Genomic DNA, 12,833 nt, shown 5'->3' with positions numbered 1-12,833 from the left:
CGGCCTGCGAGGAGTAGACCGTCAGCTCGGGGAACCGGCCCAGCTCGGCCGCCACCATGAACCAGTCGCGCACCAGCAGTTTCAGGCTCTCCTCGTATTCGGCGCGGTGCTCGGCGAACAGGAAGACGACCGCCTCGGCCAGCGCGTTGAGGTTCCACCGGGGCAGCGCCGCGCCGATCCGCTGGGCCAGCATCGGGTTGGCCACCTGATAGCCGAAGCACACCCCGCCCAGGCCGAACGGAAGGGCGTCAGATCCTCCCCTCCGGCGCCCGGCACCCTCGCCACCGAGATGCCTGCGGGACCGTGTTCCTGCCGTGCCGCATTCCGTACTCCTCCAGACGCAGGTTCTTTCGCCTGTCAAGGACCGACACGATCCGATCTCACGCTCGGTTCACGCCTGCGTTCCCGGTGATGTCATGCTGACTCCCATGATCCGCCTGATCACGCTCGTCGGGACGCTCGCGCTCGTCGCGGCATGCTCGCCGGCCGCCGCACCGGCGCCCCAGACACCCGTCACCACCGGCGAGCCGGCCGACCCCGGGTTCAGCCTCGTCGCCGGCGGCGATGTGCTGGTCCACCCGGAGCTGACCGACCAGGCGTCCTCGGACGGCGGCGGCACGCGCGACTACCGGCCCCTGCTCGCCGGCGTACGCCGGGCGGTCAGCGCGGCCGATCTCGCCATCTGCCACCTCGAAACCCCGCTGGCCCCCGCGTCCGGGCCATTCAAGGGGTATCCGGACTTCAGCGCCCCTCCCGAGATCGTCGGCGCACTCGCCGACACCGGCTACGACGACTGCTCGACGGCGTCGAACCACACCCTCGACATGGGCCCGGCCGGCGTGACCCGCACGCTCGACACCCTGGACGCCGGCGGCATCAGGCACACTGGTTCAGCCCGGTCGGCGGCCGAGGCCGCCACGCCGCTGATCCTCGACGTGCACGGCGTGAAGGTCGGGCACGTGGCCTTCTCGTTCGGCTTCAACGGCAGGAAAGTACCCGCCGACAAGCCGTGGCTGGCCAACACCCTGGACGCGGACAGCGTGCTCGCGGCGGCCCGCAGGGCAAGGGCCGCGGGTGCCGAGATCGTCGTGGCGAGCCTGCACTGGGGCACCGAGTACCAGCAGGAGACCACGGCGGAGCAGCGCGGGATCGCGCAGCGGCTGCTGGCGGACCCCGCCGTCGACCTGATCATCGGGCATCACGCGCACGTGGTGCAGCCGTTCGAGAAGATCAACGGGAAATGGGTGGCCTACGGGATGGGCAACCTCGTGGCCCGGCATTCGGAACCGCGGGGCACCACCGAAGAAGGTGTGCTCGCCCGCTTCCATTTCACCCGCTCGGGTCCGGGATGGACGGTCGACCGCGCCGAGTACCTGCCCACCTTGATCGACCTCGGCCCGCCCATCCGGCTGCTCGACCTCACCGACGCCCCCGGCGCCGACCCCACCCGCACCCGGCAGGCGCTCTCCCGCACGGACGGGATCGTGCTCAGCCGTGGCGCGGGCGCGCAAGGCCTCACCCGTCCCTGACCAAGACAACGACACCGAAGAGCTGGTGCTGGTGAAATTCAGCCCGCCGGACGACGAGGTGATCTCGAAGCCGATCGTGCGTTCACCGCGTCGTTCGCGGGACCGTCGAAGACCAGGTAGACGTCGTGCCTGCCCCGCGCCTTCGCGGGCGCCGCCGTCACCGGTGACGTAGCGGTACTTGTTCCCGGTGCCGGGCACGGTCGCGGTGCCGAGCACCGTGCCGCTGACCGGATCGTCCAGCCGGACGGTCAGGTGCGCGACCCTACTGTCCGCTTTGGACAGCGAAGTGGTCAATCCGGCTGGGCAACGGCAGTTTCGGATCACGGAACAAGTAGTCCGCGGCGATCGCGGTCACCGGTGCCACGAGCAGTGCCGCGATGATCGCGAGGACGAGGCGGCGCAGCGTGGACAACGGGTTCTTCCGCATCGAAGGACCACCTCCAGCCGAATCGATTCGACGCATCCCCACACCCTCGGCGAAGCGTGGTCAGCGGGATGATGACGGACTGTTCCAGGCCGGTTCCGGACTCGTCAATCCCTCCGATTCAGTCAGGACACGGGTGCGGATACGTGACCTCCGTGCGGGTCTGACGTTTTCAAGGACCTTCGCTCCACATTGAAGTCGTATTCGACGATTCGGTTTCCGGAAATCGTATTCCCAGAGCCTTGTCATGCTTCGGTTCGTCGTCTGACGTTCGTAACCTGCGGTTCCGGCCGGGGCCAAGCGGAGGTGGCCAACCTCTGTCCCATGGCCAACGCGCGGGCCTTCCACGAAAGCATCCGCGCCGAGGGCGACGACGAGGTGGTGGTGGTGGTGGTGCTGTGCCGGTCGGCGTGGGCGGGCAGCCAGCGCTACGGCGCGGCCCTGTGGTCCGGGGACATCGCGGCCACCTGGGACTCGCTGCGGGCCCCTGGCCGCGGGCCTCAACGTCGCGCTGTCCGGGATTCCGTGGCGAACCCACCGACATCGGAGGTTTCCACGGCGGTGACCCGGAATCGCCGGCCTACCGGGAACTGATGGTCCGCTGGTTCCAGTACGGGGTGTTCTGCCCGCCGTTCCGGTTGCACGGCCACCGCGATCCGCGCACCCCGTTCGGCCCGGACATGCTGGGCGGCCAGAACGAGGTCTGGTCCTATGGCGAGGAGGCGCTGGCGCTGATCGAGCAGAGCCTCCGGCCGCGCGAACGCCTGCGGCCGTATCTCGCCGAACGGATGCGCGTGGCGCACGAACGGGGCATCCCGCCGATGCGCCCGCTGTTCGTCGACTTCCCCGAAGACGCGCGCACCTGGACCACGGAGGACCAGTTCATGCTCGGGCCCGACCTGCTGGTGGCCCCGGTGCTGTTCCCCGGCGCGGCCTCCCGCGCGGTCTACCTCCCGCTCGGCGACCGGGTCGGCGCCTGGACCGGCGAAACCCACCACGGCGGGCGGGTGATCACCGCGGACGCGCCACCGGAGCGCATTCCGGTCTTCGCCCGCGCCTCGAGAACCTCCTGGGCTGAAACGTCACGAAGCGGTAGCCTCGTCCGCGCGGTAAGGCAAGTTTTCACCAGGTCACTCGTTTGACCGGCAGGGAGAAACGTGCGCGGAACGGGCAGAGCGGTCGCTTTGGTGGCGGCCGTGACACTGGCGGTGGCCGGACTCACCCCGGCCGCCGCCTCGGCGGCACCGGACGACCACACGACCACCGGGGGTTTCCGGCCGGAACCCGTTGACTGGCAGCCCTGTCCCGAAAGCCCGGGGGACCCGGCGGTACGGTGCGGGGCGCTCACCCTTCCGATCGACTGGTCGGATCCCGGCGGCCCCACCTTCTCCCTGGCGGTCGCCCGCCGGGCGGCCACCGACCCGGCGGCGCGGCGGGGACCCCTGGTCATCAACCCCGGCGGGCCCGGTGGTTCCGGTGTCGACTTCACGCTGGAGGCCCAGGGCCACCTCAGCCCGGGCATCCTGAAGTCGTTCGACATCATCGGCTTCGACCCCCGCGGGGTGCGCCGCAGCAATCCCGTCCAGTGCTCGGCGGAACTGGCCGCACAGCAACCGTTCCTGGTACCGGACACCGAGGCGGAATACGCCGCGCTGCTGTCCTTCAACGCCCGGTTCGGCGCCGACTGCCGCGCCCGCACCGGTCCCCTCTTCGACCACGTGGACACGCTCAGCGTCGACCGCGACATCGACGCGATCCGGGCCGCGCTCGGCGAGCGGCAGATCAGCTACTTCGGCATCTCCTACGGCACCCTGATCGGCCAGGAGTACGCCGAACTGTTCCCCGACCGGATCCGCGCGATGGTGGTCGACTCCAATATGGACCACAGCCTCGGTACCGAGCCGTTCCTGCTCACCGAGGCCGCCACCGACGAGGACTCCTTCCGTGAGTTCATCGCCTGGTGTGACCGTGACACGAGTTGCGCATTGCACGGACAGGACGTCGCCGCGGTGTGGACGGACCTGATGCGCCGGGCGGACGCGGGAACGCTCACCGTCCCCGGGTCTTCGACGAAGCCGACCTGGTGGGACCTCACCCGGAGCGCGATCTCCGTGCTGTACGGGCCGAACTGGTCGACACTGGCGAACGAGATCGCCCTGTTGTCCACCGGCGGCAGCGCTTCCTCACTCACGGCGGTCGGGCAAGCGGTGTTTTCCGGGGGCCCAGCGCACCGGTTCCAGCCGGGAGGAGGTCCCCAGGCCCCCGCCGAGCTGGTGCCCAATCCGCTCGCGATCTTCTGCGAGGACTGGTCGCTGCCGGTGTCCGGCTTCGGCCAGCTCAAGCGGTATTTCGACGAATCGCGCGGGGTCGCGCCCCTGCTCCGGACCTCCACGCTCGGCTGGAGCGCCTCGGTGTCCTGCCTCGGCTGGCCCGCGAAGGTCAACAATCCCCAGCACCCGCTCCGCGTCCGGGCCGGCATCCCGTTGCTCGTCCTGAACGCCGTGCACGATCCGGCCACCCCCTACGCGTGGGCGCTCGACGCCGCCTTCCAGCTGGGCTCGCACGGCCGTCTCGTCACCTACCAGGGCTGGGGCCATGGCGCGTACGGTCACAGTGACTGCACCGCCGGGACGGTCGACGAGTACCTGATCGACCGCACACTGCCCGCGTTCGGCGCGACCTGCCCGGCCGTGCCCCCGCAGGACCCGGCGTTCAGGACACTCGCGGTGCCCGTCCCGGCGCCGGGTTCCCTCGGCTGGACGTACTGAAGCTGTCGTGGCCGCCCCGGGCGCTCCCGGGGCGGCCCTTCACGCTCCCGTATGAGGAGCTGTTCCGGCCAGGCCGAAACGAGGTCACCGGGCCGCCGGACCACGGTCTCGGGCTTCCTGCCCCGCGCGGTACCGGAAACCGCTCTCGCCCGGCACGAAGCCGGGCACGCGCACCGCGCCGCGCATGAGCGCTGCCAGGTCGTGATCGTCGAACCGGCTGTAGATCCCAGCTACGGAGATGATGACGAACGCGACTCTCGGCGGAGCTTCGCGAACTGTCCGTAGGCTCGGTCCCATGAGCACCAGGATCGAGCCGACGACCCCCGCGCCCAGCCCGGTCCCGGGGCAGGGCCGCGCCCCCGGCCTGTCCGGCATCGCCGGTGTCCTCGCCGTCGTCGCCGGCGCCGCGCTCATCCTGCTGCTGCAGTTCATCCCGCCCACGGACGCGATCAGCCCGCTCCGCCGCACCATCAGCGAATACGGGCTGTCCACCCACAAGTGGATCTTCGACACGGCCGTGGTGCTGGTCGCGGGTGGCTCGGCCGTCCTGTTCGCCGCGCACGTCCTCCGGCGAGCGCTGCCGCCGCTCCCCGCCGTCGCGGGTGCGTTGTGGACGGTCAGCCTGCTGGTGATCGTGGCCTTCCCGAAGACCAACTGGGCGGTCGGGCCCAGCGTGGGTGGCGTGGTGCACCGGATCGCCAGCGTGGTCGGGTTCGTCTGCCTGCCCATCGGGATCCTGCTGGCCTCGCGGCGGATCTTCCCGCACTCCTCGATCTGGCGCCGGATGGCGCAGGGTCTCGCCGTCGCTTCCCTGCTGTGGTTCGGGCTGGTCCTCGGCGCGATCGTGGTCTTCGCGGCGGGTGGTGGGTTGCCCTGGTGGCAGGCGATCCCGCTCGGCCTGGTCGAGCGGGGGATGGCGCTGACCGAGATCCTGACGATCATCACGCTGGCGGTGCCCCTGCTTCGCCGGGAATGACCTACGTCACACCACCGAGCTACGCTGGTGCGGGTAACTTCCTAAGCGCTCGCTTAGCCACTCAACGTCCGAGGAGGAAAGCACGTGACCGACTCCCACTCGCGTGTCGCAATCGTCACCGGGGCCGCCCGGGGCATCGGCGCCGCGATCGCCCGGAAGCTCGCGGACGACGGATTCGCCGTCGGGCTGCTGGATCTGGACGAAGCGGGCGTCAAGCAGGGCGCCGAGGCCATCGTTTCGGGCGGCGGCAAGGCCATCGGGGTCGGGCTCGACGTCAGCAACACCGAGCAGGCCGAAGCCGCGGTCACCCGGGTCGCCGAGGAGCTCGGCGCGCCCACCGTACTGGTCAACAACGCCGGCATCACCCGTGACAACCTGCTGTTCAAGATGTCCGACCAGGACTGGGACGCGGTCATCGGAGTGCACCTGCGCGGCTCGTTCGTGATGACCCGCGCGGCCCAGAAGCACATGACCGGGCAGAAGTGGGGCCGCATCGTCAACCTGTCCAGCACCTCCGCGCTCGGCAACCGCGGCCAAATCAACTATTCGGCCGCGAAGGCCGGCCTGCAGGGGTTCACCAAGACCCTGGCCATCGAGCTGGGCAAGTTCGGCGTGACCGCGAACGCGATCGCCCCCGGCTTCATCGAGACCGAGATGACCGCGGCGACGGCCGAGCGGCTCGGCGTGCCGTTCGAGGACTTCAAGGCCGCCGTGGCCCGGGAGATCCCGGTGCAGCGGGTCGGCCGGCCGGAGGACATCGCCAACGTGGTGTCGTTCCTGGTCAGCGAGGGGGCCGGGTTCGTCTCCGGCCAGGTCGTCTACGTCGCCGGCGGACCGAAGGCATGACGCGAAGCCTTGCCGGATCGCGGCACCCAAACCAGCCCCAGAGCGCGCCCGAGGCCGCCAGGCCCGCGATCGAGACGGCAGGGCGCCGTAACACACCACGCGACCCACACCCCCGAACAGCGCCCTGGCGACACGATCGCGGTGGCGCGCCAACCCGGCGGAAGGTCGAGCGGCCCGGCCCCGCCTTCCCAGCCCCGGCAGTCAGCGCAGCAGACGGGAGCTTCTGACATGACGCGCGTCTTTTCCAGCCTCGACGAATTCGCCGCCGCCACCGGGCAGCATCTCGGCCACAGCGACTGGCACACCATCACTCAGGACCAGGTGAACACCTTCGCCGACGCCACCGGCGATCACCAGTGGATCCATGTCGACATCGAAAAGGCCGGCAAGGGCCCGTTCGGCGCCCCGATCGCGCACGGCTTCCTGACGTTGTCGCTGATCCCGCTGCTGGCCCAGCGCACCTACCGGGTGGACGGGCTGTCGATGGGCATCAACTACGGCCTGAACAAGGTACGTTTCCCACAGCCGGTGAAGGTCGGCGCGAAGGTCCGCGGCGGCGCGGAACTGGTCGAGATCACCGACGTGCCGGGCGGTAAGCAGGCGGTGGTGCGCTGGAGGATCGAGATCGACGGGGAACCGAAGCCGGCCTGCGTCGCGGAGTTCGTCGGACGGCTGCTCGCCTGAGCCGGGCGCGCGAAACCCGCACCCGGGCGCTGTTTGAAGACATACCGACTGGTCGGTACCCTGACCGGGCACGACACCGCAAGGAGGCGATGTGAGTTCCCCCGACCCGCCCGGCCTCGACACGGGCCGGCTGCGCGCCTACCTCGACGAGCACGTTCCCGGCCTCGTCTCCGGGCCGTTGACCGGGCAGGTCGTGCCAGGCGGGCGATCGAACCTGACCTACATCGTCGGCGACGGGCGTTCGCGCTGGGTGGTCCGGCGGCCACCGCTGGGCCACGTCCTGCCCACCGCGCACGACATGACGCGCGAGCACCGGGTCATCAGTGCCCTGGCACCGACCCCGGTTCCCGTGCCGGAGGCGATCGCGCTGTGCCAGGATCCGGACGTGCTCGGCGCGCCGTTCTACGTCATGGAGTTCGTCCCCGGCACGCCTTACCGGTCGGACACCGAACTCGCCGGCGTGGGTTCGGAGCGGACCAGGGCGATCGCCGACGCGCTCATCGACACCCTGGTCGACCTGCACGCGGTCGACCCGGGTTCGGTGGGCCTGGCGGATTTCGGGCGACCGCAAGGGTTCCTGGCGCGGCAGCTGCGCCGGTGGAAGAAGCAGCTCGACGCCTCCCGCAGCCGCGACCTGCCCGGGATCGACCGCCTGCACGACCGCCTCGCCACAGCGGTCCCGGCCTCCGGGGGCGCGGCGATCGTCCACGGCGACTACCGCCTGGACAACGTCCTGGTCCAAGGCACGCGGATCACCGCCGTGCTGGACTGGGAGATGTCCACGCTCGGGGATCCGCTCACCGATCTCGCCCTCCTGGTCGCCTACGCCGAACGCGACAAGGTCGACCTGAAGGTCGTGTCCAACGTCTGCTCGGCGCCCGGCTACCCCGCCATTGACCAGGTGATCAACCGCTACGCCCAGCGGTCCGGGCGGGACGTCTCGGCCCTGAACTGGTACGTCGGGCTGGCGTTGTTCAAGCTCGCGGTCATCCTCGAAGGCATCTACTACCGCTTCAGCCAGGGCAAGACGGTCGGCGCCGGATTCGACGAGATCGGCGCCGCGGTCGTCCCCCTCGCGCGGCTCGGCAACGAAACCCTTAAGGACTAGGATGCATTTCGCCTTCGACGCCAGGACCGAGGAGCTTCGAGCGAAGCTCGCGGAATTCCTGGACGAGCACATCTATCCCGCGGAGCCCGTCTTCGAAAGACAACTCGCCGAGCGCACCGACCCGTGGGCCACGCCGCCGGTCGTCGAGGACCTCAAGGCGGAAGCGCGCCGTCGGGGTCTGTGGAACCTCTTCCTGCCCGGCGAACACGGTGCCGGTCTGACGAATCTCCAGTACGCGCCGCTGGCCGAGCTGACCGGCCGCAGCCCGCACCTCGCGCCGGTCGCGCTCAACTGCGCCGCGCCGGACACCGGCAACATGGAAGTGCTCGCCATGTTCGGCACGGAGCGGCAGCGCAAGCAGTGGCTGGAACCGTTGCTGGACGGCGAGATCCGGTCCGCGTTCGCGATGACCGAACCCGACGTCGCCTCCTCCGACGCCCGCAACATCGCCACCAGCATCACGCGGGACGGCGATTCCTACGTGATCAACGGACGCAAGTGGTTCACCTCCGGAGCGATGAACCCGAACTGCCAGATCTTCATCGTGATGGGCAAGACCGATCCGGACACCGAAGCGCACCGGCAGCAGAGCATGATCCTCATCCCCCGGGACGCGCCGGGCCTGGAGATCAAGCGGGGCATAACGGTGTTCGGGTATGACGACAGTTCGCACGGCGGGCACGCGGAAGTGATCTTCCACGACGTCCGGGTTCCGGCCGAGAACCTGCTCGCCGAGGAGGGCGCCGGGTTCGCCATCGCCCAGGCCCGGCTCGGTCCCGGCCGGATCCACCACTGCATGCGGCTGATCGGGATGGCCGAGCGGGCGATCGAGCTGATGTGCCGCCGGACGCTGGGCCGGAGCACGTTCGGCAAGCCGATCGCCGAGCAGGGCGTGGTGCAGGACTGGATCGCCGAGTCGCGGGTGCGCGTGGAACAGTTGCGCCTGCTGGTGCTCAAGACCGCGTGGCTGATGGACACGGTCGGGAACAAGGGTGCGCACACCGAGATCCAGGCCATCAAGATCGCCACCCCGGCCTCGGTGGAATGGATCCTGGACAAGGCGATCCAGGCACACGGCGGGGGCGGGGTCAGCCAGGACTTCCCGCTGGCCGGGCTGTGGACGCAGGCCAGGATGCTGCGGCTCGCCGACGGCCCGGACGAGGTGCACAAGCGCTCGCTGGCGTTGTGGGAGCTCAAGAAGTACCGGGGAGAGGCGAAATGAACGCCGAAGAGCTGCGCTCGCGGGTCCGGGACCTGCTGACCGCCCACCATCCGGCGACCACCGACCGGTTGGAGTTCCTTCGTGCCCGGTTCGACGCGGGCCTGGCCTGGGTGCACTATCCAGCCGACCTCGGCGGCCGCGACGTGCCGCGTGAACTCCAGTCCGTTGTGGACGACGAGCTCGCCGCCGCAGGCGCGCCGGACAACAACCCGTACCGGATCGCGATCGGCCTCGGCATGGCCGCGCCCACGATCCTGCGGTTCGGCACGCCCGAACAGCGAAAGCGCTTCCTACGTCCGCTGTGGACGGGCGAGGAGGTCTGGTGCCAGCTGTTCAGTGAGCCGGGAGCCGGTTCCGACCTGGCCGCGCTCGGCACCCGGGCGGTCCGGGACGGCGACGACTGGGTCGTCACCGGGCAGAAGGTGTGGACGTCGGCCGCGCATATCGCCCGGTTCGCGATCCTGGTCGCCAGGACCGATCCGGACGTGCCGAAGCACCGGGGCATGACGTACTTCATCTGCGACATGACCGGTCCCGGGGTCGACGTGCGCCCGCTGCGGCAGCTGACCGGGGAAGCCGAGTTCAACGAGGTGTTCCTGAGCGGGGTGCGGATCCCGGACTCCTACCGGCTCGGCGAGGTCGGGGAAGGCTGGAAGGTCGCGCAGACGACGCTGATGAACGAGCGTGTCGCCATCGGTGGCCATGCCCTGCCGCGTGAGGGCGGGCTGGTCGGCATCGTGGCCGGCACCTGGCGCGAGCACCCGGAGCTGCGCACCCCGGAACTTCGCGACCGGCTGCTGCGGCTCTGGGTGGACGCCGAAGCGATGCGGCTGGCCGCGACACGCCTGCGCCAGCAACTCGCCTCCGGCCAGCCCGGCCCGGAGGGGTCGGCCATGAAGCTCGCGTTCGCGCGGTTGCAACAGGCGCTGTCGGGGCTGGAAGTGGAACTGGCCGGGGAAGACGGGCTGCGGTACGACGACTGGACCCTGCGCCGCCCGGAGAAGGTGGACATGCTCGGCCGGGGACCGGGCTACCGCTACCTCCGCGCGAAGGGCAACTCGATCGAGGGCGGCACCTCCGAGGTGCTGCGCAACATCATCGCCGAACGTGTGCTCGGCCTGCCGTCGGAACCGCGGACCGACAAGGATGTCGCCTGGAAGGACCTGCCACGGTGAGTGGCGGCACCTGGATGACCATCGAGCGCGCAACGCCGAAGGCGACGCGATCGCGGCGGCAGGGCGCCCCACGCCGGAAACCGGCACCGCGAACTGATCGCGCCCTGGTGACGCGATCATGTGAGCGCGCAAGCCCGCCAGAAACACGGAAGGACCCGCCGAGGTGAGCGATCTGCTTTATTCCGAGGTCGAGGACGACCTCCGGGCCAGCGTGCGCGCCCTGCTCGCCGATCGGGCGCCCGCGACGGCGGTGCTCGCGCGGACGGAAAGCGCGGAGCCCTACGACCTCAAGCTGTGGCGCACGCTGGCCACCGAGCTCGGCGCGGCCGGGCTGGCCGTGCCGGAGAAGCTCGGCGGCCACGGTGCTTCGGCGCGTGAGGTCGCCGTGGTGATGGAGGAGCTGGGACGCGGTGTGGTGCCGGTGCCGTTCCTGGGCAGCGCCGTGCTGGCCACGTCGGCGCTGCTGGCGGCGGGGGACATTGAACTGCTCCCCCGGCTCGCCTCCGGCGAGGTGATCGGTGCGCTCGCGGTGCCGCTCACCACGTGGCCGGGCGCCGCGTTCCCGTCCTCGGTGAGCTTTTCCGACGGTGTCCTCAATGGACGGACGGGCACGGTGGCCGACGCGACGGCCGCGGAGGTGCTGGTGGTTCCGGCGGCAGGCCCGGACGGTCCCGGACTGTACACAGTGGAGGCTTCCGCGGCGACGATCACGGAGATCACGCCGCTGGACCTCACCCGCAGGCTCGCTGACGTCGCCTTCGACAACGCGCCCGCGCGGCCGATCGCCGGTCCCGGCCGCGCGCCGGCCGCGCTGGAGCACGCGCTCACCTTCGGCGCCGGCCTGCTCGCTTCGGAACAGCTCGGCGTGGCGCAGTGGTGTCTCGACGAGACGGTCGCCTATGTGAAGCAGCGGTACCAGTTCGGCCGGCCGGTCGGGTCGTTCCAGGCGCTCAAGCACCGGCTCGCCGAGGAGTACCTGGAACTCGTCGCCGCCCGCGCGGCGGCCCGCTACGCGGCCGACACACTGGCCACCGGGGACGCCGACGTTCCGGTCGCCGTGGCGGTCGCACAGTCGTCGTGCGCGCCGGTCGCGGTGCACGCGGCGGAGGAGGCGGTCCAGTTGCACGGGGGCATCGGGATGACCTGGGAGCACCCGGCGCACCTCTACCTCAAGCGGGCCAAGGCCGACGAACTCGCCCTGGGCACCCCCGGCCGCCACCGCACCCGCCTCGCCACCCTCGTCAACCTCCCCTGACCCCGCGAGTCCGGCCCCCGCGACCCGCGAGTCGGCCCTTCGCGACCCACGAGTCGGGCCTTCGCGACACGCGAGTCCAGCCTTCGCGACCGGCGAGTCCTGCCTCGCGACGCGGTTCACAGGCTGTGGCGACGACCACCGATGACCTGTTCGCGAACACACGCTTCGGACCCCGCCGAGAGCGGGTCCCGGTAGGCGGCGACCGCCTGTCGGGCCTCCTCGGTGACCAGGTCGGCGTTGATCTGGGCGGCCACGGCAGCACCGGCCGCGCGGCGCCACCGACCTGGGCGGTCAGATCGGTGACGTTGCCCGCGGCCCAAACCCCGGCCACGTCGGTACGGCCGGTCACATCGGACGGGATGTGCTCACCCATTCCCCGACTGTGCCACCGGCCAGTCGAGTTCCTCGGCCTGTTCGGCAAGCAGGGCGAACGCGCGCACCTCCGTGCCCGCCCCAAAGAGGTGAAACGCCGAGACTGAACGGCACGTTTTCACACCTTCGCGCGAAACACCGAGTGCATCGTCGACAACTACGAACACAGGTTCGATAATTGACGGAGACAACAGACGCGTTCCTCGTCGAGGAGGGTCGGGAGCTGGCGCGATGACATCCACTGACGGAAGGACCCGTAGCCTTATGTTCCTGCGGTTTCCCGCGAGGCTGTCCCACTACGGTGGCCATGGCCCGTGTTGTCTCGTTTCCAGCTCCCGCCCGTTAAACCGTGCGTGCGGTTCTCCCGCACACGGCTTACCGACGCCGTTCACCACCGGCATTCGGTCTTTCCCGCCAGGGCTTGCCCGCCCTGGGTGCGACAACGGTTCCTACCAGGCTGATCAGTCCGCATTG

14 protein-coding genes are annotated in these 12,833 nt (G+C 70.2%); 11 read left to right on the top strand and 3 right to left on the bottom strand.

The features are described from left to right. Positions 1 to 416 precede the first annotated feature (416 nt). Complete coding sequence (locus tag VJT49_RS31700) at positions 417 to 1,529, top strand: CapA family protein (protein WP_324168655.1); 1,113 nt, start codon at positions 417 to 419, stop codon at positions 1,527 to 1,529. 262 nt (positions 1,530 to 1,791) lie between these two features. On the opposite strand, the gene VJT49_RS31695 is transcribed toward VJT49_RS31700, so the two are convergent. Then, positions 1,792 to 1,956: a hypothetical protein gene (locus VJT49_RS31695; RefSeq protein WP_324168654.1), complete on the bottom strand. Its 165-nt coding sequence runs from the start codon at positions 1,954 to 1,956 to the stop codon at positions 1,792 to 1,794. A gap of 321 nt (positions 1,957 to 2,277) precedes the next feature. Between VJT49_RS31695 and VJT49_RS35520 the strand changes: the two genes are divergently transcribed. Genes VJT49_RS35520 through VJT49_RS31685 form a run of 3 tightly spaced genes read left to right on the top strand, consistent with a single transcriptional unit; the run spans position 2,278 to position 4,721 of the window. Continuing rightward, positions 2,278 to 2,547, top strand: coding sequence for a TIM-barrel domain-containing protein (locus VJT49_RS35520; protein ID WP_414636128.1), 270 nt, complete (start codon positions 2,278 to 2,280; stop codon positions 2,545 to 2,547). After that, entirely contained in the window at positions 2,547 to 3,095 is a 549-nt protein-coding gene (locus tag VJT49_RS35515; RefSeq protein ID WP_414636127.1) for a TIM-barrel domain-containing protein, read from the top strand. The genes VJT49_RS35520 and VJT49_RS35515 overlap by 1 nt, the downstream gene beginning before the upstream one ends. Positions 3,096 to 3,149: 54 nt before the next feature. Next, a complete protein-coding gene (locus VJT49_RS31685; protein ID WP_324168653.1) occupies positions 3,150 to 4,721 on the top strand; it encodes an alpha/beta hydrolase in 1,572 nt (523 codons plus the stop codon). 84 nt (positions 4,722 to 4,805) lie between these two features. Here VJT49_RS31685 and VJT49_RS31680 read toward each other — a convergent pair whose 3' ends face one another. Next, a complete protein-coding gene (locus tag VJT49_RS31680) occupies positions 4,806 to 5,018 on the bottom strand; it encodes a hypothetical protein (protein ID WP_324168652.1) in 213 nt (70 codons plus the stop codon). Between VJT49_RS31680 and VJT49_RS31675 the strand changes: the two genes are divergently transcribed. From VJT49_RS31675 to VJT49_RS31645, 7 genes are all read left to right on the top strand, one after another. Beyond that, positions 5,017 to 5,697 (top strand): DUF998 domain-containing protein, encoded by a 681-nt coding sequence (locus tag VJT49_RS31675; RefSeq protein ID WP_324168651.1) that lies wholly within the window; start codon positions 5,017 to 5,019, stop codon positions 5,695 to 5,697. The two genes, VJT49_RS31680 and VJT49_RS31675, sit on opposite strands and share 2 nt — an antisense overlap. Before the next feature lie 84 nt (positions 5,698 to 5,781). Then, complete coding sequence (gene fabG, locus VJT49_RS31670; RefSeq protein ID WP_324168650.1) at positions 5,782 to 6,543, top strand: 3-oxoacyl-ACP reductase FabG; 762 nt, start codon at positions 5,782 to 5,784, stop codon at positions 6,541 to 6,543. 228 nt (positions 6,544 to 6,771) lie between these two features. Next, on the top strand, positions 6,772 to 7,227 hold the full coding sequence (locus tag VJT49_RS31665) for a MaoC family dehydratase (protein WP_324168649.1): 456 nt from the start codon (positions 6,772 to 6,774) through the stop codon (positions 7,225 to 7,227). Between the two features lie 91 nt (positions 7,228 to 7,318). After that, complete coding sequence (locus VJT49_RS31660) at positions 7,319 to 8,335, top strand: phosphotransferase family protein (RefSeq protein ID WP_324168648.1); 1,017 nt, start codon at positions 7,319 to 7,321, stop codon at positions 8,333 to 8,335. A gap of 1 nt (position 8,336) precedes the next feature. Next, on the top strand, positions 8,337 to 9,557 hold the full coding sequence (locus VJT49_RS31655; RefSeq protein ID WP_324168647.1) for an acyl-CoA dehydrogenase family protein: 1,221 nt from the start codon (positions 8,337 to 8,339) through the stop codon (positions 9,555 to 9,557). Beyond that, positions 9,554 to 10,732, top strand: a complete 1,179-nt coding sequence (locus VJT49_RS31650; RefSeq protein ID WP_324168646.1) for an acyl-CoA dehydrogenase family protein — start codon at positions 9,554 to 9,556, stop codon at positions 10,730 to 10,732. The genes VJT49_RS31655 and VJT49_RS31650 overlap by 4 nt, the downstream gene beginning before the upstream one ends. 163 nt (positions 10,733 to 10,895) lie before the next feature. Further along, positions 10,896 to 11,987: an acyl-CoA dehydrogenase family protein gene (locus VJT49_RS31645; protein WP_324168645.1), complete on the top strand. Its 1,092-nt coding sequence runs from the start codon at positions 10,896 to 10,898 to the stop codon at positions 11,985 to 11,987. A gap of 116 nt (positions 11,988 to 12,103) precedes the next feature. Here VJT49_RS31645 and VJT49_RS31640 read toward each other — a convergent pair whose 3' ends face one another. Next, complete coding sequence (locus tag VJT49_RS31640) at positions 12,104 to 12,241, bottom strand: hypothetical protein (RefSeq protein ID WP_324168644.1); 138 nt, start codon at positions 12,239 to 12,241, stop codon at positions 12,104 to 12,106. Positions 12,242 to 12,833: the final 592 nt, after the last annotated feature.

Origin of the sequence: Amycolatopsis sp., assembly GCF_035276945.1 — a bacterium.
In the GTDB taxonomy this organism is placed as follows: Bacteria; Actinomycetota; Actinomycetes; order Mycobacteriales; family Pseudonocardiaceae; genus Amycolatopsis_E.
This window is presented reverse-complemented; position numbering and strand designations above follow the sequence as displayed.

Coding starts and splice junctions, on each gene's coding strand:
- VJT49_RS31700 (WP_324168655.1), top strand. CDS start 417: ATGCTGACTCCCATGATCCGCCTGATCACGCTCGTCGGGACGCTCGCG.
- VJT49_RS31695 (WP_324168654.1), bottom strand. CDS start 1,956: ATGCGGAAGAACCCGTTGTCCACGCTGCGCCGCCTCGTCCTCGCGATC.
- VJT49_RS35520 (WP_414636128.1), top strand. CDS start 2,278: ATGGCCAACGCGCGGGCCTTCCACGAAAGCATCCGCGCCGAGGGCGAC.
- VJT49_RS35515 (WP_414636127.1), top strand. CDS start 2,547: ATGGTCCGCTGGTTCCAGTACGGGGTGTTCTGCCCGCCGTTCCGGTTG.
- VJT49_RS31675 (WP_324168651.1), top strand. CDS start 5,017: ATGAGCACCAGGATCGAGCCGACGACCCCCGCGCCCAGCCCGGTCCCG.
- VJT49_RS31680 (WP_324168652.1), bottom strand. CDS start 5,018: ATGGGACCGAGCCTACGGACAGTTCGCGAAGCTCCGCCGAGAGTCGCG.
- VJT49_RS31665 (WP_324168649.1), top strand. CDS start 6,772: ATGACGCGCGTCTTTTCCAGCCTCGACGAATTCGCCGCCGCCACCGGG.
- VJT49_RS31655 (WP_324168647.1), top strand. CDS start 8,337: ATGCATTTCGCCTTCGACGCCAGGACCGAGGAGCTTCGAGCGAAGCTC.
- VJT49_RS31650 (WP_324168646.1), top strand. CDS start 9,554: ATGAACGCCGAAGAGCTGCGCTCGCGGGTCCGGGACCTGCTGACCGCC.